Origin of the sequence: Nocardioides sp., from assembly GCF_030019515.1 — a bacterium.
GTDB lineage: Bacteria > Actinomycetota > Actinomycetes > Propionibacteriales > Nocardioidaceae > Nocardioides.
This window is the reverse complement of the sequence record NZ_JASEEQ010000002.1, coordinates 195,278-219,298: the sequence shown is the minus strand read 5'-3', so window position 1 is coordinate 219,298 and position 24,021 is coordinate 195,278. Positions and strand designations below refer to the sequence as shown.

The following is a 24,021-nucleotide window of genomic DNA, read 5'->3' as shown; positions in this document are numbered from 1 at the left end:
GGAGTCGGGCACGGGCCGCGCGCGCTCGTAGAATCGGGTCCATGATCCGTCGCATCGACCTGCGCGGCGCCGACCCTGGTGCCGACTACAGCGCAGCGGTTCCCCGCGCCGACTTCGACGTCGAGGCGGCGGTCCCGGCGGTGCACGCGATCTGCGAGGACGTCCGGACCCGCGGGCTGGAGGCGATCCGCGAGCTGTCGGAGCGGTTCGACGGGGTCGCCGTCGACGACCTCCGGGTGAGCCCGGAGGCGCTGTCCACCGCGCTCGAGCGGCTCGACCCCGACATCCGGGCCGCCCTGGAGGAGTCGATCGCGCGGCTGCGCGCCACCTGCGCGAACGAGCTCGAGCAGGACGCCGTCACCGATCTGGGCCCCGGTGCGCGGGTCACCCACCGCAAGGTCCCGGTCGGGCGGGTCGGCCTCTACGTCCCCGGTGGCCTGGCGCCTCTCGTCTCCAGCGTGCTGATGAACGTCGTGCCGGCCCAGACCGCGGGCGTCGGGTCGATCGCGCTCGCGAGCCCGCCGCAGCGCGAGTTCGGGGGCGCCGTGCACCCGACCATCCTGGCGGCGTGCGCGCTGCTCGGGGTCGAGGAGGTGTACGCCGTCGGCGGCGCCCAGGCGATCGCGATGTTCGCCTACGGCACCGGCCCGTGCGCCAAGGTCGACCTGGTCACCGGACCGGGCAACATCTACACGGTCACCGCCAAGCGGCTGCTGAAGGGCCTGGTCGGCATCGACTCCGAGGCGGGACCCACCGAGATCGCGATCCTGGCCGACGACACCGCCGACCCGGCGTACGTCGCCGCCGACCTGCTCAGCCAGGCCGAGCACGACCCGCTCGCGGCGGCGGTGCTCGTCACCCCCTCCGACCGCCTCGCCGACGCGGTCGCGGCCGAGCTCGAGACGCAGGTCGCGGCGACCAAGCACGTGGAGCGGATCCGCACCAGCCTGTCCGGACGGCAGTCCGGGGTGGTGCTGGTCGACGACCTCGAGCAGGGCCTGGACGTCGTGAACGCCTACGCCGCCGAGCACCTCGAGATCCACACCGAGGACGCCGCGTCGTACGCCGCCCGGGTCCGCAACGCCGGCGCGATCTTCGTCGGCCCCTACGCGCCGGTCAGCCTCGGCGACTACTGCGCCGGCTCCAACCACGTGCTGCCGACCGCCGGCTGCGCCTGCCACTCCTCGGGTCTCTCGGTGCGCGCGTTCACCAAGTCGGTGCACGTCGTCGACTACTCCCGGGCCGCGCTCGACGCCGTGGCCGGGCACGTCGTGACGCTCGCCGAGGCCGAGGACCTGCCCGGCCACGGCGCTGCGGTCAAGGCCCGGTTCAGCTGATGACCTGGCCTCCGCTGCGGGAGGAGCTGCGGGGGGTCGAGCCGTACGGCGCTCCCCAGCTCGACGTCCCGGTGCAGCTCAACACCAACGAGAACCCCTACGGTCCGTCCGACGCCTGCGCCGACGACATCGCCGCGGCGGTGCGCGCGGCGGCCACGTCGCTCAACCGCTACCCCGACCGCGAGCACACCGAGCTGCGCGCCGCGCTGGCGGCGTACCTCGGGCACGGGGTCACGCCCGAGCAGGTCTGGGCGGCCAACGGCTCCAATGAGGTGATGCTGCAGCTGCTGCAGGCGTTCGGCGGACCCGGACGCACGGCGCTGAGCTTCGCGCCGACGTACTCGATGTATCCCGAGTACGCCCGCGACACGGTGACCGAGTGGGTCGTCGGGCACCGGGAGTCCGACTTCGCGCTCGACCTCGACCACGCTCACGACCTGGTCTTGGAGCGCCAGCCGAGCGTGGTGCTGCTGCCGAGCCCGAACAACCCGACCGGCACCGCGCTGCCGCCCGAAGCCGTCGGGTTGCTGTGCAAGGCCGCTGGCGACGGCGGGATCGTCGTCATCGACGAGGCGTACGGCGAGTTCCGCCGAGAAGGCGTCCCGAGCGCGCTCGAGCTGATGCCCGAGCACCGCAACCTGGTCGTCACCCGCACGATGAGCAAGGCGTTCGCGGCGGCCGGCCTGCGGCTGGGCTACCTCGCCGCCGATCCCGCGATCTGCGACGCGATCCGAGTGGTCCGGCTGCCGTACCACCTCTCCTCGGTCACCCAGGCGACCGCGCTGGCGGCGCTGAAGCACGCGCCCGAGCTGCTCGGGAAGGTCGACGAGCTGCGCGCCGAGCGGGACGCGACCGTGGACTGGCTGCGGGCGCAGGGGCTGCGCGTCGCCGACAGCGACGCCAACTTCGTGCTGTTCGGCACCTTCGCGGACCGCCATGCTGTCTGGCAGGGACTGCTCGACCGGGGCGTGCTGATCCGCGAGACCGGCCCCGACGGGTGGCTCCGTGTGTCGATCGGCACCGCGGACGAGATGATGGCCTTCAAGAACGCACTGACCGAAGTCATGGGAGACGAGTCATGAGCCGGACGGCACGCATCGAGCGGCAGACCAGCGAGTCCAAGGTGCTCGTCGAGGTCGACCTCGACGGCACCGGGCGCCACGACGTCTCGACCGGCGTGGGGTTCTACGACCACATGCTGACCGCGTTCGCCCGTCACGCGCTGGTCGACCTGACCGTGCAGACCGACGGCGACACCCACATCGACGCGCACCACACCGTCGAGGACACCGCGATCGCGCTCGGCCAGGCGCTGCGCCAGGCGCTCGGCGACAAGCGGGGCGTGCGCCGGTTCGGCGACGCGACCGTGCCGCTCGACGAGGCCCTGGTCCAGGCGGTCGTCGACGTCTCCGGCCGGCCCTACTGCGTGCACACCGGCGAGCCCGAGGGGCAGCAGTACGTCCAGCTCGGTGGCACCATGCCCGCCTACCTCGGGTCGCTGACCCAGCACGTCTTCGAGAGCATCGCGTTCCACGGCCACTTCGCGCTGCACGTGCGGGTGCTGGCCGGCCGCGAGCCGCACCACATCGTGGAGACCCAGTTCAAGGCGTTCGCCCGGGCCTTCCGCGACGCCGTCGCGCTCGACCCGCGCGAGACCGGCGTGCCCTCGACGAAGGGCTCGCTCTGACCGCCCCACGGCTGAGCGGAAAGCCCCGCGTCGTCGTCCTCGACTACGGCTCGGGGAACCTCCGCTCCGCCGTGCGTGCCGTCGAGCGCGCCGGCGCCGAGGTCACCCTCACCGCGGACCGGGCGCTCGCGCAGGAGGCCGACGGCCTGCTGGTGCCGGGCGTGGGCGCCTTCGCGGCCTGCCTGGCGGGCCTGCGCTCGGTGCGTGGTCAGGAGGTGATCGGACGGCGCCTGGCCGGCGGCCGGCCCGTCCTCGGGATCTGCGTGGGCATGCAGATCCTCTTCGAGCGCGGCGTCGAGCACGGGGTCGAGACCGAGGGCTGCGACGAGTGGCCCGGCGTGGTCGAGCGGTTGCAGGCGCCCGTCGTACCCCACATGGGGTGGAACACGGTCGAGGTGGCCGAGGGCAGCACGCTGTTCCGCGGCATCGAGGAGGAGCGGTTCTACTTCGTGCACTCCTACGGCGTGCGGCACTGGGCGCTGGAGACCCACGGCCGCACCCGGCCGCCGCTGGTCTCCTGGGCCCAGACCGGCCTGACGGAGCACGGCGGGGACCGGTTCGTCGCGGCGGTCGAGAACGGACCGCTGAGCGCCACCCAGTTCCACCCCGAGAAGTCCGGCGACGCCGGAGCGGCGCTGCTGCGCAACTGGGTGGAGTCGCTGCGGTGAGGACGACATGAGCAAGGAGCGGGCGCAGCGCCGGGCCGAGCGCGAGCGGGAGGCCGCGGTGCTCGCGGCGGCCCGGGCGGCCGCGGCGGAGCGCAAGGAGCGTCGCGACGCACGCGTGCGCGCGGTCACCGACCGGCTGCCGAGGCCTCCCAGGCGGCCCAGCGGCCTGCTCGCGCAGCGGCGCCGACGCCAGAACGGCGCGCTGGTCGCCGCGCTCCTCGCGTTCAACGTGCTGGCCTGGATCTTCTTCGGCGAGTGGGAGATCCGGCTCGCCGCGTTCGTGGTCAGCGTGCTGGCCGCGCCCGTCCTCCACACAATGCTGTTCCGACGTACCTGAAGGGCACCATGTCTGACTACCTCGAGCTCCTCCCCGCCGTCGACATCACCGAGGGGCGGGCCGTCCAGCTCGCCCAGGGGGTGGCCGGCTCCGAGCGCACGTACGGCGACCCGGTGGCGGCTGCGATGCGCTGGCAGCAGGCCGGCGCGGAGTGGATCCACCTGGTCGACCTCGACGCGGCGTTCGGCCGCGGCTCGAACCGCGAGCTGCAGGCGAAGATCGTCGCGGCGCTGGACGTCCAGGTCGAGATGAGCGGCGGGATCCGCGACGACGAGTCGCTCGCGGCCGCGCTGGCCACCGGCTGTCGCCGGGTGAACATCGGCACCGCCGCGCTCGAGCAGCCCGAGTGGTGCCGGCGGGTGATCGCCGAGCACGGGGACCGGGTCGCGATCGGCCTCGACGTACGCGGTCGGACGCTCGCCGCACGGGGCTGGACCAAGGAGGGGGGCGACCTCTACGAGACGCTCGCGCGCCTGGACGCCGAGGGCTGCGCGCGCTACGTCGTCACCGACGTCAACAAGGACGGCATGCTCCAGGGACCGAACCTCCAGCTGCTGCGCGAGGTCTGCGCCGCCACCGACGCCCCGGTGGTCGCGTCGGGTGGCGTCACGACGCTGGCCGACATCGAGGCGCTGATGGAGCTGGTGCCGGTCGGTGTGGAGGGCGCGATCGCCGGCACCGCGCTCTACGAGGGCCGGTTCACCATCGAGGACGCGCTTGCGCTGACGCGCGGTGCGTGATGGCGCTCGCCGTACGCGTCATCCCGTGCCTCGACGTGGACGCCGGGCGGGTGGTCAAGGGCATCAACTTCAAGGAGCTCCGTGACGCCGGGGACCCGGTGGAGCTGGCCCGCACCTACGACGCCGAGGGCGCCGACGAGCTGACCTTCCTCGACATCTCCGCCTCCTTCGAGGGGCGGGCGACCACGATGGAGATCGTCTCGCGCACGGCCGAGGAGGTCTTCATCCCGCTGACGGTCGGCGGGGGAGTGTCCTCGGTCGCGGACGTGGACCGGCTGCTGCGCGCAGGTGCCGACAAGGTGGCGGTCAACACGGCCGCGATCAACCGGCCGGAGCTGGTGGCCGAGATCGCCGACCGCTTCGGCAACCAGGTGCTGGTGCTCTCGGTGGACGCCCGCCGCGCGCCTGGCACCGCGTCGGGCTTCGAGGTGACCACCCACGGCGGCCGGAGGTCGGCCGGGATCGACGCCGTCGAGTGGGCCGTGCGCGCGGCGGACCTGGGCGCGGGGGAGATCCTGCTCAACGCCATGGACGCCGACGGCACCCAGGACGGCTTCGACCTGGAGCTGATCCGTGCCGTACGGCGGGAGGTGACCGTGCCGGTCATCGCCTCCGGCGGCGCCGGCGCGGTCGAGCACTTCCCGCCGGCGGTCGAGGCCGGCGCGGACGCCGTCCTGGCGGCCACGGTCTTCCACTTCGGCACGCTGCGGATCGCGGACGTCAAGGAGTCGCTCGCCGGGTCGGGCCACCCGGTCCGCTGACGCTGCGACTGGATCGTCCGGCTCACCGGGGCCGTCTTCTTCGGCCTGGTGCTCGCGGGTGTCGGCGGGTTCTACGCGATCGCCACCATGGTGATCAGCCGGGACCGGCCGCCGGTGCGGATCCTCGACCCCGGCCTGGTGCCCGACGACAGCTTCCCCTCGGGCCACCTCGGCACCGCGATCGCGGTGTACGGCGGCACCGTGCTCGTGCTGCGGTGGCTGAGGCCCCGGGCGCGGGCGTGGGCCTGGCTGCTGCTGCTCTTGCCGGTCGCCGTGGCGCTCGCCCGGCTCTACCAGGGCGCCCACCACCCGACCGACGAGCTGGCCAGCGTGCTCTACGCGACGGCCTGGCTGGGCGTCGTCGGCAGGGTGGTGCTCGGCCTGGTCACGTCGTCGCGAGACCACAGGGTGCGAAGACGCGAGTCGGTGCTCGGCTGAGAGGTGCGAGATCCGCGCGTCGAGCCGCGCGGTCGGGTCGACCGACGGACCGACCGGGAGCCTCTCGGCGAGGTGTGCCCGTCGACGGCCGGAGGCGCCCTAGTCTCGGCTCGTGGCCTCCCGGACCCGCGCGGCGACGTACGCCCGCCGTCGCAAGCGCCGGATGGGCGCCGTCACCCACGACCTGACCGACGCCCAGTGGTTGGCGCTGATGGAGGTGTGGGGCGGGTGCGCCTACTGCGGCAACGAGGCCGCGGCCCTGCAGAAGGACTGCATGCTCCCGATCTCACGCGGCGGCCGCTACACCCTCTCGAACGTCGTTCCCGCCTGCGGGTCGTGCAACGCCAGCAAGTGCAACGCCGAGGTGACCACCTGGCTGCGCCGCAAGAAGCGCGACGACGGGGCGTTCTTGGTCCGCCAGGTGCAGATCGTTCGGACGATCGAGAGAAGTCAGAACGGTCCGCCGAAGTTCGGTCCGCTCGGGTTGTTGTAGTTCTCCACGTCGCCCTGGCTGCGCCGCTTCAGACCACGGACGTCACCGTCGACGATCCCGCTGCGGCTCGGCCAGAACGCCCAGACGGCCGCAGCGACCACGACGATCACGACGATCCCGACGATGATCCATACCATGATGTGACCCCGATCGACACTGTCCTGGAGACAGTGGGTCTCGCGAGCCTAGCCGCTCACACGCCCAGGTCGGCGGAGCGGAGTCGGGCGACGGCGTCCGGAGCGCCCTCGAACGTCAGCCCTCGGGTCTGGTCGCGTCCGAAGAGGAACAGCACCAGCTCGACGACCGGTCCGGAGACGACGACCGGGTCCGGCCCCTTGCGCACGGTCGCAGTGATGCCGGTGTCGGAGCGCCGGACCACGGCAGGGACCGGGAGCCGGCGCCCGATGAAGGCGCCGCCCCTGCTCAGCTGCGACCACAGCAGGTCGAGGTCGGCGTCCGGCAGGCTCCGCGGCTCCCACCCGGGCTGTGCCCGGCGCAGGTCCTCGTGGTGCACGACCAGCTCGAAGGTGTTCATCAGCCCGTCCAGCAGCGGCACGAGTCGCAGCGGCGGCGAGGGGCGCCGGAGCCGCTCGACCTGCACGCCGAAGGAGCGTTGGCGGCCCTGCGCCATCGCCCGGTCGGTCAGCCCGGCGAGGCGGGGGACGACGTTGCCGAGCGCCGAGACCGGCCGGCGCTCGCGGATCAGCAGGTGGTCGACCAGGTCGCGGGCATCCCATCCCTCGCACAGCGTCGGAGCGTCCGGGCCGAGGGCGAGGGCCAGGTCGCACAGCTCGGTCCGTTCCTGCAGGGCGAGGGGAGCACTCATGCCCCGAGACTATGTCGGTGGCCCCGGGGAATACCCTGTGCGGGCCGCGGGGTTGCCCGCGAGAAGGACCAGAACGACCAAGACCGGGACGACAGGGACGGGCCAGGACCAAGGTGGCGGACGAGCGCGGGAGCCGGCGTGGGACGACGCGCGAGGGATTCGCCGTCCTGGCGGTCGCCATCAGGCGGGAGCCCTGGATCTTCGCGGCCTCGACGATCGGCAGCGTGCTCTTCGGCGCACTGACCGTGGCCGACGCCTGGGTGCTCGGCTGGTCGACCGACCACGTGGTCCTGCCGGCCTTCGAGGACGGCGAGGTCGGTGGCGACCTGCTGCTGGCGGTGCTGGCGCTGTTCCTCGGCGTGGCGATCCTGCGCGCGGTCGGGATCGTCGCCCGTCGGCTCGGCGCCGGCGTCATGCAGTACCGCATGCAGGCCCACACCCGCCGCGCCGTCACCCGGCAGTACCTCGCGCTCCCGATGGAGTGGCACCAGCGCCACCCGACCGGCCAGCTGCTCTCCAACGCCAACTCCGACGTCGAGGCCGCCTGGGGGCCGATCGCACCGCTCCCGATGGCCGTCGGCACCGTGGCGATGATGGTGATCGCGGTCGTCCAGATGTTCGTCGCCGACGTGGTGATGGCGCTGGTCGGACTGCTGGTGTTCCCCGCCGTGATCGCCGCCAACCTCGCCTACCAGCGACTCGCCTCGCCGCTGATGACCCGCGCCCAGCAGCTGCGCGCCGAGCTCAGCGAGGTCGCCCACGAGTCCTTCGACGGCGCGATGGTCGTCAAGACGCTCGGCCGCGAGCCCGAGGAGACCGCCCGCTTCGCCGACCGGGCCCACCAGCTGCGCGAGGTCAACGTCCGCGCCGGGCGGATCCGCGCCGCCTTCGACCCCACGCTCGCCGCCCTGCCCAACGTGGGCGTGCTGGTCGTGCTCGCCGTCGGCGTCGAGCGGGTCCTCAGCGGGGCCACGGACGCCGGCGACGTGGTCACGGTCGCGTACCTGTTGACGATCGTCTCCTTCCCGATCCGCTCGATCGGGTGGCTGCTCGGCGAGTTCCCGCGCAGCGTGGTCGGCTATCACCGGGTGCGCTCGGTGCTGCGCGCGACCGGCGAGATGCCGTACGGCGACCGGTCCGCCGCCCGGGGCGACGGCGGCGCCCGGCTCGAGGTCGAGCACCTCGGCTACGGCTACGACTCCGACCAGCGGCTGCTCGAGGACGTCACCTTCGCCGTCGAGCCCGGCCGGACCGTCGCGGTGGTCGGCGCCACCGCCTCGGGCAAGAGCACCCTCACCACGCTGATGGCGCGCCTGGTGGACCCCGACGCCGGCCGGATCCTGCTCGACGGGACGGACCTGCGCGACCTGGGCCGGGGCCAGCTGGCCGAGACCGTCGCGGTCGTGCCCCAGACCGCCTTCCTCTTCGACGACACCGTCCGCGGCAACGTGACCCTGGGCGCCGACGTCTCCGACGACGACGTCTGGGCCGCGCTGCGGGCCGCCCAGGCCGACGGCTTCGTGGCCGCCCTCCCGCACGGGCTCGACACCCGGCTGGGCGAGCGCGGCACCTCGCTCTCCGGTGGCCAGCGGCAGCGGATCTCGCTGGCCCGGGCGCTGGTCCGGCGGCCCCGGCTGCTGATCCTCGACGATGCGACCTCCGCCGTCGACGCCGAGGTCGAGGCCCGGATCCTCGCGGCCCTGCGCGCCGGCGGGGGCGAGAGCACCCTGGTGGTGGTCGCCTACCGCAAGGCCACCATCGGGCTGGCCGACGAGGTCGTGCACCTCGAGGACGGGCGGATCGCCGACCGGGGCACGCACGCCGAGCTGCTCGAGCGCAGCGCGTCCTACGCGCACCTGGTCAACGCGTACGAGCAGCACGCCGAGCTGGTGGAGGACGCCGGATGAGCACCGTCCTGGACTCCGGCGAGGAGATCGGCGCGATCGCCACCCTGCGCCGCGGCGTGCACTACTCCCCGGAGCTCACCGAGGGGATCTGGCGTACGATGGCGCTCGCGATCCTCGCCTCCCTCGGCCAGGTCGTCGTCCCCGTGGCCGTCCAGCAGACCCTCGACCGCGGCCTGAACGGTCCCGGTGGCCCGGACGTCTCGTTCACCGTGCTCACCGGCATCGGCGCCGCGGTCGCGATCGCGGCGACCAGCTGGGCGTCGTACGCCATGACGGCGCGGCTGTTCACCGCCTCCGAGCGCGGCCTCGCGACCCTGCGGATCAAGGCGTTCCGCCACGTGCACGACCTGCCGCTGCTCACCCAGAACACCGAGCGCCGCGGCGCCCTGGTCTCGCGGGTCACCAGCGACGTCGACCAGGTCAGCCAGTTCCTGGTGTTCGGCGGCCTGCTGTTCGTGGTGAGCATCGGCCAGGTGCTGGTCGCGACCGTCGTGATGGTGGTCTACAGCTGGCAGCTCGCGCTGGTGGTGTGGCTCTGCTTCGCGCCGCTGTTCCTGTCGCTCCGCTACTTCCAGCGCAAGCTGTCCGATGCCTACGGCACCGTGCGGCGCCAGGTCGGGGTCATGCTCTCCGCGATCTCCGAGCCGGTCGTCGGCGCCGCGGTCGTCAGGTCGTACGCCGTCGAGGCCCGCACCCAGGACCGCATCGACGGCGCGATCGACGAGTACAAGGCCGCGAGCACCCGGGCCCAGGGCTTCACCGCCTTCTCGTTCTCGCTCGGCGGGGTGTCGGCGGGGCTCGCCAACGCCGGCGTGCTCATCGTCGGCATCTGGCTGGGGCTGGAGGTGCTGCCGACCGGCGCCGACATCACGGCGGGCGAGGTGCTGGCGTTCGCGTTCCTCGTCACCCTGTTCGTGGGGCCCGTGCAGATGGGCACCCAGATCCTCACCGACGCGCAGAACGCCATCGCCGGCTGGCGCCGGGTGATCGGCATCCTCGAGACGCCCGCGGACCTCGTGGACCCGGGGGAGCAGGGCCGGACGCTGCCGCGCGGCCCGATCGACGTGCACCTCCGGGGCGTCACGTTCGCCTACCCGGGCGGCCCTCCGGTGCTGCGCGACGTCGACCTCGACATCGCGGCCGGCACCCGGGTGGCCGTGGTCGGCGAGACCGGCTCCGGCAAGTCGACGATCGCCAAGCTGCTCACCCGCCTGATGGACCCCTCCGAGGGGACGGTGCTGCTCGACGGCATCGACGTGCGGGAGATCGCCCAGGCCTCGATGCGCCGCAGTGTCGTGCTGGTGCCGCAGGAGGGGTTCCTGTTCGACGACACCATCGCGGCCAACGCGCGCTACGGCCGGCTGGAGGCCACCGAGGAGCAGATCCTCGCCAGCGCCTCCGAGCTCGGGCTCGGCGACTGGGTCGCCGGGCTGCCGCACGGCCTCGGCACCCGGGTCGGCCAGCGCGGCGAGTCGCTCTCGGCCGGGGAGCGGCAGCTGGTCGCCCTGTTGCGCGCCCAGCTGGCCGACCCCGACCTGCTGGTGCTCGACGAGGCGACCAGCGCGGTCGACCCGGCCCTGGAGATGCGGATCGGCCGCGCGCTCGAGCGGCTGATGAGCGGTCGTACGTCGGTGACGATCGCGCACCGGCTCTCGACCGCCGAGAGCGCCGACGAGGTCGTGGTGGTCGATCGGGGCCGGATCGTCCAGCGCGGACCGCACGCCGCGCTGGTCGCCGAGGCCGGATCGGTCTACGCCGGGCTGTACGCCTCGTGGACGGCGCAACAGGGCTCCTGACGGCGTCTCGGCGCACCGGCACGGGATACTGGACCGGTGACCACCCTCGACCCCGCCATCGCCGGCCGGCTCAAGCGCAACCCCGACGGGCTGGTGCCCGCGGTCGTGCAGCAGCACGACACCGGCGAGGTGCTGATGCTGGGGTGGATGGACGACGAGGCGCTCGCTCGCACCCTCACGACCGGCCGGGCGACGTACTGGAGCCGGTCGCGGCAGGAGTACTGGCTCAAGGGTGAGACCTCCGGCCACGTGCAGTGGGTCAAGGAGGTCCGCCTGGACTGCGACGGCGACACGCTCCTGGTCAAGGTGGAGCAGGTCGGCGCGGCGTGCCACACCGGCGACCGCACCTGCTTCGACGCCGACCGGCTGCCCACTCCCGACCGGCCTGCCCCCGATCAGCCCAGCGCCGCCGGCCGTGGCTGAGCCCCGCCGTACCTTCGGCCCGGTGGTGCTCGTCGGCCTGGCCGCCGGTGCCCTCGCCGCCATCGCCGGTGACAAGCCGTCCGCCGCGGCGGACGGGGCGGGTGCGGGCGCGGCCCTGGTCACCTACGACGCCCACCTGCCGGTCGTGACCGCGCTCGGCCTCGTGGTGCTGGCCTGCTGGGGCGTCGTCCTGGTCACCCGCGGCCGGGTGCGCCGCGCCGTGGCCGGGCTGGGGCTTCTGGCCGCCGTCGGTGCGGTCGCCGGCGTCGTCGCCGGCTTCTCGCAGGTGCCGGACCGACTGCGCGAGGAGCTGACCCAGGTCGGCGTCACCGGTGCGGACGTCGGCCACACGGCCTGGTTCTGGGTGGCCGGCGCCGGCGCGCTGCTGTCGGTGCTGGCGACGGCGGCCGCGGTGGCCTGGGTGCCCGGCTGGCCACAGATGGGCAGCCGGTACGACGCCCCGGGAGCCGCGCCGGCGACCCCGGCGGCGCCGCCGGAGGAGCAGACCAGCCTGGACCTCTGGAAGGCGATCGACGAGGGTCGCGACCCCACGGACGCCGCGCCTGAATAGACTGTGGCCGCGACACCCACCCCAGTGACCGACGAGCCCGTCCGGACCCCGCTTCGAGGAGCCCCTGCATGTCGAACAACCACGGCAACACCCCCGCGGCCTGGACGGCGGTCGCGATCGCGATGCTGGGCTTCGTCGTCGGGGCCGTGGGCCTGCTCCTCGACCCGGTGAGCTACCCCGTCTTCTGGGTCGGCGTCGCGCTCGGCGTCGCCTCGCTGGCGGTCTTCGTCGTGATGGCCAAGCTCGGCTTCAACCAGTCGGACCACTGAGCCGGTTCCCGCCGTGACCACCACCGCGCCGCCCACCGCCTCCTCGGCCGTCTCCCGCGCGACCCGGTGGCAGCGGATGGCGGCGCCCGCGTTCACGATCGGCGCGCTGGGCGTGGCCACCTTGGCGCTGCACGTGCGCGACCCCCACGAGAGCGGCTCCTGGGGCTACTGCCCGAGCGCGGCCCTCGGCTTCTGGTGCCCGGGATGCGGCGGCCTGCGCGCCGTCAACGACCTCACCCGGGGCGACGTGGGCGCTGCGGCGTCCAGCAACCTGCTCTTCATCGCGATCCTGCCGCTGCTGGTGTTCCTGCTCGGGCGCTGGGCGGTCGACCGCTGGGTGGGGCGCGAGCGCGAGCCCGATGCGCGTCTGGTCACCGTCGGCACGGTGACCCTGTGCGTGGTCGCCGTCGTGTTCGCGGTGCTCCGCAACCTGCCGGCCGGGTCCTGGCTGGCCCCGTAGATCGAGGCTGAGGCTCGAGACGCGCGAAGGGCCGACCCCGCCGGGGTCGGCCCTTCCTCGTCGCAGCGCGTCTAGGACGTGCTGTACTCGAAGTTCGTGTCCAGGGTGCCGGTGGCGACCAGGATGATCGTGACGATCACCATCGCGATCCCGACGAACCCGGTGATGATGCCGGCCAGCGCCATGCCATCGCCCTTGAGCTGGCCGTTGGAGGCGCGGATGTCCTTGCGGGCCAGGAAGCCGAGGACCAGCGCCACGATGCTGGTCACCACCAGGAAGCCGCAGCAGATCGTCAGCAGGCCGACCAGGCCGGTCACCAGCGAGCCGATCGCCTTGCCCGAGGTCTTGGGGGGCAGGCCGCCCTGCGGCGGCACGGGTGCGCCGTACTGGGGTGGGGGAGGTGGCTCTGAGTAGCTCACGTGCTCGAAACCCTTCGTCTGGCCGTCCGTCTGCCGGCCGCTTGCTGCGGACCCTACCGGTGCCGTGACCCCGGCACCGGCGCCTCGCCGTCCGCGTCCCGAGGCGCGGTCCGCGGGCGACCGGTGGCGTGACAGACTTCCCTTGCCGTACCGCCCTGCCCGACGCCCGCTGACTGGAGTGAGTGCCCACATGTCCGTGCTCGACGACATCGTGGCCGGCGTGCGGCTCGACCTGGCGGAGCGCGAGTCCACGACCAGCCTCGCCGACCTGCGCGCCGCGCTGGCCGACGTCGACGCGCCCCGGGACCCGATGCCGCACTTCCGGGCGCCCGGCTCGAGCGTGATCGCCGAGGTCAAGCGCCGCAGCCCCAGCAAGGGCGACCTCGCCGCGATCCCGGACCCCGCCGAGCTCGCCCGGCGCTATGCGGCCGGCGGTGCGGCCGCGATCAGCGTGCTCACCGAGCAGCGCCGGTTCGGTGGCAGCATCGCGGACCTGCGCGCCGTCCGCGCGGCGGTCGACACCCCGATCCTGCGCAAGGACTTCATCGTCACGAGCTACCAGGTGGTCGAGGCCCGCGCGGCCGGCGCCGACCTGGTGCTGCTGATCGTCGCGGCCCTGGGGGACGACGAGCTGCGGCGGCTCCACGACGAGGCCCGCGAGCTCGGCCTGACCGTCCTCGTCGAGGTCCACGACGAGGCCGAGACCGAGCGCGCCGTCTCCCTCGGCGCGGAGCTGGTCGGCGTGAACGCCCGCAACCTGAAGACCCTTGCGATCCACGACGACACCTTCGGGCGGCTCGCGCCCCTGGTGCCCGACGATCGCGTCAAGGTGGCCGAGTCGGGGATCTTCGGCCCCGACGACGTGACCCGGTTCGTGCGCGAGGGTGCCCGCGCCGTGCTCGTCGGCGAGGCACTGGTGAGGGACGGCGACCCCGAGGGCGCCGTGCGCAGGATGACAGGAGTCGAGGCATGACGACCAGGCCCGAGAGGACGACGACGTACGACGCGGACGCGCTCGGGTGGTTCGGCGGACCCGAGGAGGGCTTCGGCGGCCGGTTCATGCCCGAGGCCCTGGTCGCCGCCCTGGACGAGCTCACCGTCGCCTGGCAGGACGCGATGGCCGACCCGGAGTTCGTCGCGGAGTTCGACACGATCCTGCGCGAGTACGCCGGCCTGCCGAGCCCGCTGTACCTCGCCGAGCGGCTCAGCGCCCAGGTCGGCGCCCGGATCCTGCTCAAGCGCGAGGACCTCGCCCACACCGGCGCGCACAAGATCCGCAACGTGCTGGGCCAGGCCCTGCTCACCCGGCGGATGGGCAAGACCCGGGTGATCGCCGAGACCGGTGCCGGCCAGCACGGCGTCGCGAGCGCCACCGCGGCGGCCTACTTCGGTCTCGACTGCACCGTCTACATGGGCTCCGTCGACACCCGGCGGCAGGCCCTGAACGTGGCCCGGATGAACCTGCTCGGCGCCACGGTGGTGCCGGTCGACTCCGGCAGCGCCACGCTCAAGGATGCGATCAACGAGGCGCTGCGCGACTGGGTGGCCAGCGTCGACCACACGGCGTACCTCTTCGGCACCGCGGCCGGCCCGCACCCGTTCCCCAGCATGGTGCGTGACTTCACCCGGGGGATCGGTGACGAGGCCCGCGCGCAGTGCCTCGATCGGTTCGGCCGGCTCCCCGACGCGATCGCGGCCTGCGTCGGCGGCGGCTCCAACGCGATCGGCCTGTTCACGGCGTTCCTCGACGACGCGGACGTGGCGATCTACGGGTTCGAGGCCGGCGGCGAGGGCTTCGAGACCGGCCGGCACGCCGCCACGATCCACGCGGGTGAGCGGGGCGTCCTGCACGGGGCGCGCACCTACGTCCTCCAGGACGAGGACGGCCAGACCCTCGAGTCGCACTCGATCTCGGCCGGGCTGGACTACCCCGGTGTCGGCCCGCAGCACGCGCACCTCGCCGCGACCGGGCGGGCGACGTACCTCCCCGTGACCGACGACGAGGCGATGGCGGCCCTCGCCCTGCTCAGCCGCACCGAGGGCATCATCCCGGCGATCGAGTCCGCCCACGCCGTCGCGGGCGGCCTCCGGGTCGCCGAGCGGCTGGCCGCCGAGCAGGGACCCGACGCGACCGTGCTGATCAACCTGAGCGGACGCGGCGACAAGGACATGGGCACCGCGATCGAGTACTTCGGGCTGGTCGACGGTCAGGACGCCGAGGAGCCGATCGGATGAGCACGCGCACCGCGTTCGAGAGGGCGAGGGCCGAGGGTCGTGCGACCCTCGTCGGCTACCTGCCCGCGGGCTTCCCGGACGTCGCCGGCGGCATCGACGCGATGCTCGCGATGGTCGACGCAGGCTGCGACGTGATCGAGGTCGGGCTGCCCTACAGCGACCCCGTGATGGACGGTCCGACGATCCAGGCCGCCGCACAGCAGGCCCTCGACCGGGGGGTGCGCACCGCCGACGTGCTGCGCACCGTGGAGGCGGTCGCGGCGACCGGGACCCCGACCGTCGTGATGACCTACTGGAACCCGGTCGAGCGGTACGGCGTCGCCCGGTTCGCCGCCGACCTCGCGAACGCCGGGGGAGCGGGCCTGATCACGCCCGACCTGACCCCCGACAGTGCGCCGGAGTGGATCGCGGCGGCCGACGCGCACGACCTGGACAAGGTGTTCCTGGTCGCGCCGTCCTCGACCGACGAGCGGATCGCGATGACCACCGCGGCGTGCCGCGGCTTCGTGTACGCCACCGCCGTGATGGGCGTGACCGGCGCCCGCGCGACGACCAGCGACCTCGCCGGGCCGCTGGTCGCACGTGCCAGGACCGCGATCTCCGCGGCGGGCACGGACCTGCCCGTCGGCGTGGGAGTCGGGGTCAGCACCGGCGACCAGGCCGCCGAGGTGGCGGCCAAGGACGGGATCGGCGCCGACGGCGTCATCGTGGGCTCGGCGTTCGTGCGCACGCTGCTCGACCACCCCGACGACCGGGCCGCCGGCCTGCGGGCGCTCCGGGCGCTGACCGAGGAGCTGGCAGCCGGGGTCCGGCGTGCGTAGGCGGCCCCCCGCAGCGTCCGCCCGCCCGGTCGTCAGCAGGGTCGTCGGCAGGGTCGTCGGGCTGGTGCTGGCCGGGGCGCTGGTCGCCGGCTGCTCCAGCAGCACGGCCGAGGGCGACGGCGGCTACCGCGCCGCCGTGACCCACGACCCCTACCCCGTCTCGGCCACGCCGCTGACGGACACCGACGGCCAGCCGTACTCGCTGGCGAAGGACACCGACAAGCCGGTGACGCTGGTGTTCTTCGGCTACTCCAGCTGCCCGGACATCTGCCAGGTCGTGATGGCCAACGTCGCGTCCGCGCTGACCCGGCTCGACGAGGCCGACCGCAGCTCCGTCGACGTGGTGTTCGTGACCACCGACCCGAAGGTCGACACCGAGCAGCACCTGCGCGACTACCTCGACCGCTTCGACCCGTCCTTCATCGGGCTGACCGGGGACCTCGACACGATCGCCGCGATCGGCAAGCCGCTCGCCGTGTACGTCGCCGACGGCGAGCGACTGCCCAGCGGTGGCCGCGACCTGAACAGCCACAGCAGCCAGGTCACCGCGATCACGGCCGACGACACCTCGCCGCTGCTGTGGACCCAGGACACCTCCTCGGCCGACCTGGCCGCGGACCTGCACACGCTGCTCGCCGAGGAGGCGGACCGGTGACCACCCTGATCGCGCCCCTGATCGCCCCCCTGATCGCCCAGGTGAGCGCGCTGTCGATCCCGAGCCCGTCCTCCGGCGTGTGGTACCTCGGCCCGGTGCCGATCCGCGGCTACGCGCTCGCGATCATCGCCGGCATCGTCGCCGCGATCTGGATCGGCGAGCGGCGCTGGATCGCGCGGGGCGGCCGGGCCGGCGACGTCCAGGACCTCGCGCTGTGGGCGGTGCCGTTCGGGCTGGTCGGTGGCCGGATCTACCACGTGCTCACCGACAACGACCTCTATTTCGGCGACGGCCGGCACCCGATCGAGGCGCTCTACGTCTGGCGCGGCGGCCTCGGGATCTGGGGCTCGATCGCCCTGGGCGCCCTCGGGGTCTACATCGGTGCCCGCCGCAAGGGCATCCGGATGCTCCCGGTGCTCGACGCGATGGCCCCCGGCGTCCTGATCGCCCAGGCCGTCGGGCGCTGGGGGAACTGGTTCAACCAGGAGCTGTTCGGCAAGCCGACCGACCTGCCCTGGGGCCTGGAGATCGACGCCGACCACCGCCCGCTCGGCTACCTCGAGGACCCGACCTTCCATCCCACGTTCCTCTACGAGTGCGTGTGGAACCTCGGGGCGTTCGGGTTCGTGATCTGGGCCGACCGGCGGTTCCGCCTGGGCCACGGCCGGGTGCTGGCGCTCTACGTCATGGCCTACACGCTGGGACGCGGTTGGATCGAGATGCTGCGCATCGACGACGTCGAGCTCTCCGACGTCGGCGGTCTGCGGTTCAACGTGTGGACCTCGATCGTGCTGTTCGTGGTGGCCGCGGCCTGCTTCGTGGTCAGCAGCCGGTTGCGGCCGGGCCGCGAGGAGCAGGTCTACGACGCCGCGCACGCGGATCGGGGGTCGGACGAGGACTCCGGGGACGTACCCTCCTCGGACGGGGGCGTCCGCGCCCGCCAGGATGGAGAACCGCCCGGGTGACCGGGTGCTAACCTGTCACCTCCGCTAGGGCCAATGTCGTCCCCTGCACCTGGCCGGTTCTCCCGGCCACCACTGCACTGCTTGACCAGACGACGGGAGAATGCCCGGTGCCCTACTCGCACGCATTCCCGCCGCCCCAGGGCCTCTACGACCCTCGCCACGAGCACGACGCGTGCGGCGTGGCGTTCGTCGCGACCCTGACCGGCGTCGCCAGCCACGAGATCATCGAGCAGGCCATCCAGGCCCTGCTGAACCTCGACCACCGCGGGGCGGCAGGCGCGGAGGTCAACTCCGGCGACGGCGCGGGCATCCTGATCCAGGTCCCCGACGCGTTCCTGCGCGTGGTCACCGCGCAGCTCGGGTTCGAGCTGCCCGCCCCGCACGCGTACGCCGTCGGCACGGCGTTCCTGCCCGCCGAGGCCGAGCAGGCGGCGAAGACCCGCCAGCGGATCGAGGAGATCGCGGCTGAGGAGGGCCTGACCGTCCTCGGCTGGCGCGAGGTCCCCGTCGACCCCGCCTCCCTGGGCAGTACCGCTCGCGCGGTGATGCCGTCGTTCGCCCAGCTCTTCGTCGCCGGCGCCGGAACCCGGGTCACCGGGATGGCGCTGGAGCGCCTGGCGTTCTGCCTGCGCAAGCGCGCCGAGCACGAGACCGACGCGTACTTCCCCTCGCTTTCCTCGCGCACGCTGATCTACAAGGGCATGCTGACCCCCGTCCAGCTCGACGAGGTCTACCCCGACCTGCGCGACGAGCGGATGACCTCCGCGATGGCCGTGGTCCACTCCCGGTTCTCGACCAACACCTTCCCGAGCTGGCCGCTGTCGCACCCGTTCCGGTTCATCGCCCACAACGGCGAGATCAACACGGTGATGGGCAACCGCAACTGGATGCGCGCCCGCGAGGCGCTGCTGGCCTCCGACGTCATCCCGGGCGACCTGGAGCGGCTCTACCCCGTCTGCACCCCGGGCGCGTCGGACTCGGCGTCCTTCGACGAGGTCCTCGAGCTCCTGCACATGGGCGGCCGCTCGCTGCCGCACTCGGTGCTGATGATGATCCCGGAGGCGTGGGAGAACCACGCCGAGATGGACGACAAGCGCCGGGCCTTCTACGAGTTCCACTCCGCGCTGATGGAGCCCTGGGACGGGCCCGCGTGCGTGGTGTTCACCGACGGCTCGCAGATCGGCGCGGTCCTCGACCGCAACGGGCTGAGGCCGTCGCGCTACTGGGTGACCGACGACGGCCTGGTGGTGCTCGCCTCCGAGGTCGGCGTGCTCGACCTCGACCCGGCCAAGGTCGTCCGCAAGGGCCGCCTCCAGCCCGGCCGGATGTTCCTCGTCGACACCGACGAGCACCGGATCATCGAGGACGAGGAGGTCAAGGCCGAGCTCGCGGCCGAGCACCCCTACGACGAGTGGCTGCACGCCGGCCTCATCCACCTCGACGACGTCCCCGAGCGCGAGCACGTCGTGCACACCCACGCCTCGGTGACCCGGCGCCAGCAGGTGTTCGGCTACACCGAGGAGGAGCTGCGGGTCCTGCTCACCCCGATGGCGAACACCGGGGGAGAGCCCCTGGGCTCGATGGGCACCGACACCCCGATCGCGGCGCTGAGCGCGAAGCCGCGGCTGCTGTTCGACTACTTCAGCCAGCTGTTCGCCCAGGTCACCAACCCGCCGCTGGACGCGATCCGCGAGGAGCTCGTCACCTCCCTCGCCGGCACCATCGGCCCGGAGTCCAACCTGCTCCAGCCCGCGCCGGCGTCCTGCCGGATGGTGCAGCTGCCGTTCCCGGTGATCTCCAACGACGACCTGGCCAAGATCCGGCACATCAACCGCGACGGCGACATGCCGGGCTTCATCACCCACGTCGCTCGTGGTCTCTACCCCGTCGAGGGCGGCGGTGCCGCGATGGCGCAGCGGATCGACGAGATCTGCCAGGAGGTGTCGGCGGCGATCGCCGACGGCGCTCGCATCATCGTGCTGTCCGACCGGCACTCGACCGCCGAGCTGGCGCCGATCCCGTCGCTGCTGCTCACCGGCGCCGTGCACCACCACCTGGTGCGCGAGAAGACCCGCACCCAGGTGGGCCTCCTGGTCGAGGCCGGCGACGTCCGCGAGGTCCACCACGTCGCCCTGCTCGTCGGGTACGGCGCGGCCGCGGTGAACCCGTACCTGGCCATGGAGTCCGTGGAGGACCTCGCCCGCGAGGGCTACTACGTCAAGGTCGACCAGGAGCTGGCGGTGGCCAACCTGGTCAAGGCGCTCGGCAAGGGCGTGCTCAAGGTGATGTCGAAGATGGGCGTCTCCACGGTCGCCTCCTACACCGGCGCCCAGATCTTCGAGGTGATCGGCCTGTCCCAGGCCGTGGTCGACAGGTACTTCACCGGCACCGTCTCCAAGCTCGGTGGCATCGAGCTCGACACGATCGCGGAGGAGGTGGCGCGACGGCACGCCACGGCGTACCCTCGCGGCGGCATCGCGCCCGCGCACCGGGAGCTGGAGATCGGCGGCGAGTATCAGTGGCGGCGCGAGGGTGAGCCGCACCTCTTCGACCCCGAGTCGGTCTTCCGGCTGCAGCACTCGACGCGAACCGGCCGCTACGACGTCTTCAAGCAGTACTCCGCCCGCGTCGACGAGCAGTCGAAGCGGCTGATGACGCTGCGCGGGCTGTTCCGCTTCAGGAGCGCCGAGGAGGCCGGTCGCCGGCCGATCCCGATCGACGAGGTCGAGTCCGTCTCGTCGATCGTCAAGCGGTTCTCGACCGGCGCCATGTCCTACGGCTCGATCTCGCAGGAGGCGCACGAGACCCTCGCGATCGCGATGAACCGGCTGGGCGCGAAGTCCAACACCGGTGAGGGCGGCGAGGACCCCGAACGCCTCTACGACCCCGAGCGCCGCAGCGCGATCAAGCAGGTCGCGTCGGGCCGCTTCGGCGTGACCGCGGAGTACCTCACGAACTCCGACGACATCCAGATCAAGATGGCGCAGGGCGCGAAGCCCGGCGAGGGCGGCCAGCTGCCCGGCAACAAGGTGTATCCGTGGGTCGCCAAGACCCGGCACTCCACGCCGGGCGTGGGCCTGATCAGCCCGCCGCCGCACCACGACATCTACTCCATCGAGGACCTGGCCCAGCTGATCCACGACCTCAAGAACGCCAACCCGCAGGCCCGCGTCCACGTGAAGCTGGTCTCCGAGGTCGGCGTCGGCACGGTCGCGGCCGGCGTGTCGAAGGCGCACGCCGACGTGGTGCTCATCTCCGGCCACGACGGCGGCACCGGTGCCGCGCCGCTCACCTCACTCAAGCACGCGGGCGGACCCTGGGAGCTCGGCCTGGCCGAGACCCAGCAGACGCTGCTGCTCAACGGGCTCCGCGACCGCATCGTCGTGCAGACGGACGGGCAGCTCAAGACCGGCCGCGACGTCGTCGTCGCGGCGCTCCTCGGCGCCGAGGAGTACGGCTTCGCCTCGGCGCCGCTGGTCGTCTCGGGCTGCATCATGATGCGGGTCTGCCACCTGGACACCTGCCCGGTCGGCGTCGCGACCCAGAACCCGGTCCTCCGGGATCGGTTCAGCGGCAAGGCCGAGTACGTCGTGAACTTCTTCGAGTACATCGCCGAGGAGGTCCGCGAGCTGCTGGCCGAGCTGGGGTTCCGCAGCCTCGACGAGGCGATCGGCCAGGTCGGCTCGCTCGACGTGGCCGGCGCAGTCGACCATTGGAAGGCCTCGGGGCTCGACCTCACCCCGATCCTGCACCAGCCGGACCGCTCCGCCTTCCCCGACCAGGACCTGTACTGCACCAAGCAGCAGGACCACGGCCTGGAGAGGTCGCTGGACGTCACCGAGCTGCTGGCGCTGGCGCAGCCGGCGCTGGAGTCCGGCGAGCCGGTGCGCGCGCAGGTCGCGATCCGCAACGTCAACCGCACGGTCGGCACGATCCTGGGCCACGAGGTCACCAAGCGGTACGCCGGCGCCGGGCTGCCCGACGGCACCATCGACCTGACCTTCGTCGGCTCGGCGGGGCAGTCCTTCGGGGCCTTCGTCCCGAAGGGGATCACCCTGCGCCTGGAGGGCGATGCCAACGACTACGTCGGCAAGGGCCTGTCCGGCGGCCGGATCGTGGTGCGCCCCGACCGGGCGGCGACGTTCGCCGCGAACGAGCAGATCATCGCCGGCAACGTGATCGGGTACGGCGCGACCTCCGGTGAGATCTTCATCCGGGGCGGCGTCGGTGAGCGGTGCTGCGTGCGCAACTCCGGCGCGTGGGTCGTCACCGAGGGCGTCGGCGACCACGGCTGCGAGTACATGACCGGTGGCCGGGTGGCCGTCCTGGGCCGGACCGGGCGCAACTTCGCGGCCGGCATGTCCGGCGGCGTGGCCTGGGTCCTCGACCTGGCGCCGGGCCGGGTGAACCCGGAGCTGGTCGAGCTCGGGCCGGTCGGCGGCGATGCCGCGGCCGAGCTGGAGCAGCTGGTGCGCACGCACCTCGAGGAGACGGGCTCCACCGTCGCCGAGGAGCTGCTCGCCGACTGGGAGACCGCGCTGACCCGGTTCACCGAGATCGTGCCCACCGACTACCGCAAGTCGCTCGAGGCCAGGGCCAAGGCCGAGGCCGACGGCCTGGACGAGAACGAGACCGCCCACGCGATGATGGAGGCTTTGCATGGCTGACCCCAGAGGCTTCCTCAAGAACGGCCGGGAGGTCGCCGAGCGGCGCCCGGTCGAGGAGCGGATCCAGGACTGGAACGAGGTCTACCCGGGCTCCGCCGGGCGGGCGCTGCTCCCGATCATCACCGAGCAGGCCGGGCGCTGCATGGACTGCGGCATCCCGTTCTGCCACCAGGGCTGCCCGCTGGGGAACATCATCCCCGAGTGGAACGACCTGGTCTGGCGTGATGACTGGGAGGGCGCCATCGAGCGCCTGCACGCGACCAACAACTTCCCCGACTTCACCGGCCGGCTCTGCCCGGCGCCCTGCGAGACCGCCTGCGTGCTCGGCATCAACCAGGACCCGGTGACGATCAAGAACGTCGAGGTCGCGATCATCGACAAGGCGTGGGACTCCGGCTTCGTGCGTCCCCAGCCGCCGGAGTGGCTCTCCGGCCGCACGGTCGCGGTGGTGGGCTCCGGCCCCGCCGGCCTGGCCGCCGCCCAGCAGCTGACCCGTGCCGGCCACACCGTGGCCGTCTACGAGCGCGCCGACAGGATCGGCGGGCTGCTGCGCTACGGCATCCCCGAGTTCAAGATGGAGAAGCAGCACCTCGACAAGCGCCTCGAGCAGATGCGGAGGGAAGGAACCGTGTTTCGGGCCGGCGTCGATTGTGGTTCCGACCTCGACGGACCAGCACTGGTCGACCGGTACGACGCCGTCGTGCTCGCCATCGGCTCCACCGAGGCGCGCGACCTGTCGGCCCCCGGCCGCGAGCTCGGGGGGATCCACCAGGCGATGGAGTTCCTCCCGCAGGCCAACCGGGTCGCTCTCGGTGAGGAGGTCGACGGCCAGATCACCGCGGCCGGCAAGCACGTCGTCATCATCGGCGGCGGCGACACCGGGGCGGACTGCCTCGGCACCTCCACCCGTCAGGGTGCCGCGTCGATCACCCAGCTGGAGATCCTGCCGGAGCCGCCCGGGGTGCGGCCGGCCGGACAGCCGTGGCCCACCTACCCGATGGTCTTCCGGATCTCCTCGGCCCACGAGGAGGCGACCGAGACCGAGCTCGGCAGCCGGGTCTACGCCGTCTCCACCCAGGAGTTCCTCGGCGACGCGGACGGCAACGTCCGTGCCCTGCGGCTGGTCGACGTCGCCCCCTCGACGGTGCCCGGCGAGGAGGGCCGGCTGGTCGAGGTCGAGGGCTCCGTGCGCGAGATCCCGGCCGACCTGGTGCTGCTCGCGATGGGCTTCACCGGGCCGCAGCAGGCGGGCCTGGTCGAGCAGCTCGCCGTGGACCTGGACGAGCGGGGGAACGTGGCTCGCGACGCGCGGTACATGTCCTCGGTCGACGGCGTCTTCGTCGCCGGCGACGCCGGGCGCGGCCAGTCCCTGATCGTCTGGGCGATCGCCGAGGGCCGTGCCGCTGCCGCCGCGGTGGACACCTACCTGACCGGCTCCACGACGCTGCCCGCGCCGATCCCGCCGACCGAGCGCCCGCTGGTGGTCTGAGGACCTGACGGCCGGGACCAATGGCACGTTCTGGCCCCGACCTCGCAGGTTACCGGG

At 72.9% G+C, this 24,021-nt stretch carries 25 protein-coding genes; 22 read left to right on the top strand and 3 right to left on the bottom strand.

Going from position 1 to position 24,021, the window contains the following annotated elements:
* Positions 1 to 41: 41 nt before the first annotated feature.
* The 9 genes from hisD (at position 42) to QMC84_RS03410 (ending at position 6,461) form a co-directional block, all read left to right on the top strand.
* Positions 42 to 1,337: a histidinol dehydrogenase gene (gene hisD, locus QMC84_RS03450; protein ID WP_300371799.1), complete on the top strand. Its 1,296-nt coding sequence runs from the start codon at positions 42 to 44 to the stop codon at positions 1,335 to 1,337.
* Positions 1,337 to 2,419, top strand: a complete 1,083-nt coding sequence (locus tag QMC84_RS03445; protein ID WP_300371797.1) for a histidinol-phosphate transaminase — start codon at positions 1,337 to 1,339, stop codon at positions 2,417 to 2,419. Before hisD ends, QMC84_RS03445 begins: the two co-directional genes overlap by 1 nt.
* Positions 2,416 to 3,024, top strand: a complete 609-nt coding sequence (gene hisB, locus QMC84_RS03440; RefSeq protein WP_300371795.1) for an imidazoleglycerol-phosphate dehydratase HisB — start codon at positions 2,416 to 2,418, stop codon at positions 3,022 to 3,024. The genes QMC84_RS03445 and hisB overlap by 4 nt, the downstream gene beginning before the upstream one ends.
* A gap of 11 nt (positions 3,025 to 3,035) precedes the next feature.
* Complete coding sequence (gene hisH / locus QMC84_RS03435) at positions 3,036 to 3,692, top strand: imidazole glycerol phosphate synthase subunit HisH (RefSeq protein ID WP_300372306.1); 657 nt, start codon at positions 3,036 to 3,038, stop codon at positions 3,690 to 3,692.
* A gap of 7 nt (positions 3,693 to 3,699) precedes the next feature.
* Positions 3,700 to 4,029, top strand: coding sequence for a hypothetical protein (locus tag QMC84_RS03430; RefSeq protein WP_300371793.1), 330 nt, complete (start codon positions 3,700 to 3,702; stop codon positions 4,027 to 4,029).
* An 8-nt stretch (positions 4,030 to 4,037) separates the two neighbouring features.
* The gene (priA, locus tag QMC84_RS03425) at positions 4,038 to 4,769 is read left to right on the top strand and encodes a bifunctional 1-(5-phosphoribosyl)-5-((5-phosphoribosylamino)methylideneamino)imidazole-4-carboxamide isomerase/phosphoribosylanthranilate isomerase PriA (protein ID WP_300371791.1); all 732 of its coding nucleotides are present in this window, start codon (positions 4,038 to 4,040) and stop codon (positions 4,767 to 4,769) included.
* Positions 4,769 to 5,530 carry an imidazole glycerol phosphate synthase subunit HisF gene (gene hisF, locus QMC84_RS03420; protein ID WP_300372304.1) on the top strand — a complete coding sequence of 254 codons (762 nt, stop codon included), beginning with the start codon at positions 4,769 to 4,771 and terminating at the stop codon, positions 5,528 to 5,530. The genes priA and hisF overlap by 1 nt, the downstream gene beginning before the upstream one ends.
* 12 nt (positions 5,531 to 5,542) lie before the next feature.
* Complete coding sequence (locus QMC84_RS03415) at positions 5,543 to 5,968, top strand: phosphatase PAP2 family protein (RefSeq protein ID WP_366145733.1); 426 nt, start codon at positions 5,543 to 5,545, stop codon at positions 5,966 to 5,968.
* 112 nt (positions 5,969 to 6,080) lie between these two features.
* Entirely contained in the window at positions 6,081 to 6,461 is a 381-nt protein-coding gene (locus QMC84_RS03410; RefSeq protein WP_300371789.1) for an HNH endonuclease, read from the top strand.
* On the opposite strand, the gene QMC84_RS03405 is transcribed toward QMC84_RS03410, so the two are convergent.
* The gene (locus QMC84_RS03405) at positions 6,419 to 6,598 is read right to left on the bottom strand and encodes a hypothetical protein (RefSeq protein ID WP_300371787.1); all 180 of its coding nucleotides are present in this window, start codon (positions 6,596 to 6,598) and stop codon (positions 6,419 to 6,421) included. The two genes, QMC84_RS03410 and QMC84_RS03405, sit on opposite strands and share 43 nt — an antisense overlap.
* 56 nt (positions 6,599 to 6,654) lie before the next feature.
* Positions 6,655 to 7,287, bottom strand: coding sequence for a TIGR03085 family metal-binding protein (locus QMC84_RS03400; protein ID WP_300371785.1), 633 nt, complete (start codon positions 7,285 to 7,287; stop codon positions 6,655 to 6,657).
* 113 nt (positions 7,288 to 7,400) lie between these two features.
* Here QMC84_RS03400 and QMC84_RS03395 point away from each other — a divergent pair, with 113 nt between their 5' ends.
* The 6 genes from QMC84_RS03395 to QMC84_RS03370 all read left to right on the top strand — a co-directional run bounded on the left by QMC84_RS03395 (position 7,401) and on the right by QMC84_RS03370 (position 12,713).
* Complete coding sequence (locus QMC84_RS03395; protein WP_300371783.1) at positions 7,401 to 9,194, top strand: ABC transporter ATP-binding protein; 1,794 nt, start codon at positions 7,401 to 7,403, stop codon at positions 9,192 to 9,194.
* A complete protein-coding gene (locus QMC84_RS03390; RefSeq protein WP_300371781.1) occupies positions 9,191 to 10,990 on the top strand; it encodes an ABC transporter ATP-binding protein in 1,800 nt (599 codons plus the stop codon). The genes QMC84_RS03395 and QMC84_RS03390 overlap by 4 nt, the downstream gene beginning before the upstream one ends.
* A 36-nt stretch (positions 10,991 to 11,026) precedes the next feature.
* Positions 11,027 to 11,413 carry a phosphoribosyl-AMP cyclohydrolase gene (gene hisI, locus QMC84_RS03385; protein ID WP_300371779.1) on the top strand — a complete coding sequence of 129 codons (387 nt, stop codon included), beginning with the start codon at positions 11,027 to 11,029 and terminating at the stop codon, positions 11,411 to 11,413.
* On the top strand, positions 11,406 to 11,984 hold the full coding sequence (locus QMC84_RS03380; protein WP_300371777.1) for a Trp biosynthesis-associated membrane protein: 579 nt from the start codon (positions 11,406 to 11,408) through the stop codon (positions 11,982 to 11,984). The genes hisI and QMC84_RS03380 overlap by 8 nt, the downstream gene beginning before the upstream one ends.
* 68 nt (positions 11,985 to 12,052) lie before the next feature.
* Complete coding sequence (locus tag QMC84_RS03375) at positions 12,053 to 12,253, top strand: HGxxPAAW family protein (RefSeq protein WP_300371775.1); 201 nt, start codon at positions 12,053 to 12,055, stop codon at positions 12,251 to 12,253.
* A 13-nt stretch (positions 12,254 to 12,266) separates the two neighbouring features.
* Positions 12,267 to 12,713 carry a DUF2752 domain-containing protein gene (locus QMC84_RS03370; protein ID WP_300371773.1) on the top strand — a complete coding sequence of 149 codons (447 nt, stop codon included), beginning with the start codon at positions 12,267 to 12,269 and terminating at the stop codon, positions 12,711 to 12,713.
* A gap of 71 nt (positions 12,714 to 12,784) precedes the next feature.
* Here QMC84_RS03370 and QMC84_RS03365 read toward each other — a convergent pair whose 3' ends face one another.
* Entirely contained in the window at positions 12,785 to 13,132 is a 348-nt protein-coding gene (locus QMC84_RS03365; RefSeq protein ID WP_300371771.1) for a DUF4190 domain-containing protein, read from the bottom strand.
* Positions 13,133 to 13,322: 190 nt separating this feature from the next.
* Here QMC84_RS03365 and trpC point away from each other — a divergent pair, with 190 nt between their 5' ends.
* The 7 genes from trpC (at position 13,323) to QMC84_RS03330 (ending at position 23,964) form a co-directional block, all read left to right on the top strand.
* Complete coding sequence (gene trpC, locus QMC84_RS03360) at positions 13,323 to 14,105, top strand: indole-3-glycerol phosphate synthase TrpC (protein WP_300371770.1); 783 nt, start codon at positions 13,323 to 13,325, stop codon at positions 14,103 to 14,105.
* Positions 14,102 to 15,367 (top strand): tryptophan synthase subunit beta, encoded by a 1,266-nt coding sequence (gene trpB / locus QMC84_RS03355; protein ID WP_300371768.1) that lies wholly within the window; start codon positions 14,102 to 14,104, stop codon positions 15,365 to 15,367. Before trpC ends, trpB begins: the two co-directional genes overlap by 4 nt.
* Complete coding sequence (gene trpA, locus QMC84_RS03350) at positions 15,364 to 16,188, top strand: tryptophan synthase subunit alpha (RefSeq protein ID WP_300371766.1); 825 nt, start codon at positions 15,364 to 15,366, stop codon at positions 16,186 to 16,188. The genes trpB and trpA overlap by 4 nt, the downstream gene beginning before the upstream one ends.
* Positions 16,181 to 16,843, top strand: coding sequence for an SCO family protein (locus QMC84_RS03345; RefSeq protein ID WP_300371764.1), 663 nt, complete (start codon positions 16,181 to 16,183; stop codon positions 16,841 to 16,843). The genes trpA and QMC84_RS03345 overlap by 8 nt, the downstream gene beginning before the upstream one ends.
* Complete coding sequence (gene lgt, locus QMC84_RS03340; protein ID WP_300371762.1) at positions 16,840 to 17,808, top strand: prolipoprotein diacylglyceryl transferase; 969 nt, start codon at positions 16,840 to 16,842, stop codon at positions 17,806 to 17,808. The genes QMC84_RS03345 and lgt overlap by 4 nt, the downstream gene beginning before the upstream one ends.
* A gap of 107 nt (positions 17,809 to 17,915) precedes the next feature.
* The gene (gene gltB, locus QMC84_RS03335; protein WP_300371761.1) at positions 17,916 to 22,475 is read left to right on the top strand and encodes a glutamate synthase large subunit; all 4,560 of its coding nucleotides are present in this window, start codon (positions 17,916 to 17,918) and stop codon (positions 22,473 to 22,475) included.
* Positions 22,468 to 23,964: a glutamate synthase subunit beta gene (locus tag QMC84_RS03330; protein WP_300371760.1), complete on the top strand. Its 1,497-nt coding sequence runs from the start codon at positions 22,468 to 22,470 to the stop codon at positions 23,962 to 23,964. Before gltB ends, QMC84_RS03330 begins: the two co-directional genes overlap by 8 nt.
* The last annotated feature ends 57 nt before the right edge of the window (positions 23,965 to 24,021 follow it).